The organism is Candidatus Symbiopectobacterium sp. NZEC135 (genome assembly GCF_025962695.1).
This window is the reverse complement of the sequence record NZ_JAGFPF010000332.1, coordinates 1-1,762: the sequence shown is the minus strand read 5'-3', so window position 1 is coordinate 1,762 and position 1,762 is coordinate 1. Positions and strand designations below refer to the sequence as shown.

Sequence of the window (1,762 nt, the reverse complement as noted above, 5' to 3'; positions counted from 1 at the left end):
AAGTGGACCATGCTGATCCTCGAGGTACTGGCTGAACAGGGCAAACTGCGCTTTACACAACTGGCGAAACACGTGGCTGGGATCAGTCAGAAAATGCTCACGCAGACGCTGCGGGATATGGAACGGGAAGGGTTGGTTATTCGTACGGTTTATCCTGTCGTGCCGCCCAAAGTGGAGTACCAGTTGACGGATCTGGGTCTCAGTCTGGGGGCTGCATTTTGTGGCGTGTGGATGTGGGCTGAAGAAAACCTTGCAACGATCAAGCGTGCTCGCGCCACCTTTGATCAGCGAAAAAATGGCGAATAAAACGCACTGCTCCGGCGATCCAGCGTAAAAATGCGGGTGGGAGACGGGTACATTCATGTATTGATTGGGCAACAAAGCTCAGTAGACACGAACATGGCATTTCTATTGATGTGAATTGCCACTGGTTTAACAGGCATCTCGGAGTCGCAGTGCTAACTAACAGTCAAATTTTACTTCTGCTCCTCGCATATCGCTGCCCCACTTAACTTCCAGGCAGGCACCTTCGTGCCAGAAGAGGACTGTGCGTCCTTTATATTTAATAAATGACACATAGTCCTACGGGCATGTTACTCAGCTAAAGATTACCAACCCCGCCATCAACCAGCAGTTCTGTGCCAACGACGAATGAAGATTCATCAGAAGCAAGAAAAACTGCCGCTTTAGCTAATTCATACGGCGTTCCTAAACGACCGATAGGTACCAGAGCTCGAATCTCTTCTCGAAGCTTATCTTCATTTGCTCCGCCACTCAGTTTGTTCAATGCTGGTGTTTCAGTAGGCCCCGGACTTAAGCCATTTACCCGAATTCCACGGGGGTGAAGCTCCGCAGAAAGTGTTCGAGCCAGAGAAAGAAGAGCGGCTTTACTTGCAGCGTAAGCACTACTTTGTGGAAGACCAATCCGCGCGCTCACTGAGCCACAAACAATGACGGAAGAGGGATTAGCAAGCATTGGAAGCAGCGCCCTAATGAGGAAAAAGGGGCCTTTAAGATTCGTATTCATCAAACGATCGTATGCTTGCTCATCCCAGTTCTCCAGCGGTTTGTGCGTTACATCGCCTGCATTTATATACAAAATATCAAGTCTCGGCCATTGTTCCTGTAACGCTGCGGCCAGGCTGATTTGTTGGGCGATATCTCCGGCATCGCTTAGAAAAGTGGTGATGTCTCCGTACTCTTTTTTTATCTCCAAAAGTTTTTGTTCGCTACGACCTGTGATTGCTACCTTTGCTCCCTCTGCCAGAAACTGGCGCGCAGTTTCTAAACCAATACCGCTGTTGCCACCCGTAATCAGTGCATATTTACCATCAAGTCTGCCCATCGTTTCACCTCATGTTTTATTCGTGGCGTAATTATTTATCCTTTAGTATCCTTTGGGAAGTAGGCACCATTTGGATACTAAAGAACCACATGGGATGCTTTGACGTGAGGCGGGAGATGCTATGACACAAAATATTTTGCCCTTAACTGAGGCGGATGCAGGATGCCCGATGGTAAGTTTTGTGAGTCTGATTGCGGGGAAGTGGGCGATCCCAATCCTTTATCGTCTGATTTCATTAAATAAGCCTGTTCGTTTCAGCGATTTGCTGCGGGCTGTAGAGCCAATCACTCAAAAAGAACTTACTCGCCAGCTACGGCAGTTTGAGGCCCGCGGGTTAGTCACCAGAAAAGTGTTCGCTGAAGTTCCACCAAGAGTTGAGTACCAAATAACCGAGCTGGGGAAATCATTGCGTCCGAC

The 1,762-nt window shown here is 48.5% G+C and carries 4 protein-coding genes; 3 read left to right on the top strand and 1 reads right to left on the bottom strand.

The window, feature by feature from the left end; genetic code table 11:
• Positions 1-306: winged helix-turn-helix transcriptional regulator (locus tag J5224_RS26545; protein ID WP_264628159.1), on the top strand; the 306-nt coding region annotated here is incomplete at its 5' end.
• A gap of 30 nt (positions 307-336) precedes the next feature.
• The gene (locus J5224_RS26540) at positions 337-420 is read left to right on the top strand and encodes an Rpn family recombination-promoting nuclease/putative transposase (protein WP_264628160.1); all 84 of its coding nucleotides are present in this window, start codon (positions 337-339) and stop codon (positions 418-420) included.
• Between the two features lie 181 nt (positions 421-601).
• Here J5224_RS26540 and J5224_RS26535 read toward each other — a convergent pair whose 3' ends face one another.
• Positions 602-1,345, bottom strand: coding sequence for an SDR family oxidoreductase (locus tag J5224_RS26535; RefSeq protein ID WP_264628158.1), 744 nt, complete (start codon positions 1,343-1,345; stop codon positions 602-604).
• Positions 1,346-1,466: 121 nt separating this feature from the next.
• Here J5224_RS26535 and J5224_RS26530 point away from each other — a divergent pair.
• Positions 1,467-1,762: winged helix-turn-helix transcriptional regulator (locus tag J5224_RS26530; RefSeq protein ID WP_264628157.1), on the top strand; the 296-nt coding region annotated here is incomplete at its 3' end.

Coding starts and splice junctions, on each gene's coding strand:
- J5224_RS26540 (WP_264628160.1), top strand. CDS start 337: ATGCGGGTGGGAGACGGGTACATTCATGTATTGATTGGGCAACAAAGC.
- J5224_RS26535 (WP_264628158.1), bottom strand. CDS start 1,345: ATGGGCAGACTTGATGGTAAATATGCACTGATTACGGGTGGCAACAGC.